The 283-nt window shown below is 66.1% G+C and carries 1 protein-coding gene; it reads right to left on the bottom strand.

What is annotated here, in order from left to right; all coding sequences use genetic code 11:
• Positions 1 to 283 (bottom strand): DUF1800 family protein (locus EN786_RS37335; RefSeq protein WP_135910232.1); only part of this gene is annotated, 283 nt, incomplete at both ends.

Here is a 283-nt window from a genome sequence, read left to right as displayed (position 1 = left end):
GCCGCAACGCGACCACATAGTCCAATGGCGTGAGCAGCTTCGTGAGCGGCGCCGACCAGGCTTCTGGCAAATCGATCAGCGTCAAGGCGATCGAGCGCAGATCGCCGTCGGTCTTGGTGAAGACCGCGGCCAGGCGAGCGACAGCCGCAGGCGGCGGATCGTCGGCGATGAAATGCCGGGCAAGCTTGTTGGCAATGTGCCGCGCGGTGGCCGGGTGGCGTGCAATGTCGTTGAGCGCTGCCTCTGCCTGGCCCATGCCGCCGCCCGGATAGGTCTTAGATCG

This window comes from Mesorhizobium sp. M4B.F.Ca.ET.143.01.1.1, from assembly GCF_004792275.1.
Lineage (GTDB): Bacteria > Pseudomonadota > Alphaproteobacteria > Rhizobiales > Rhizobiaceae > Mesorhizobium > Mesorhizobium abyssinicae.
Note: the sequence above shows the minus strand (reverse complement) of the source record. Positions and strands in the feature narration are given on the sequence as shown.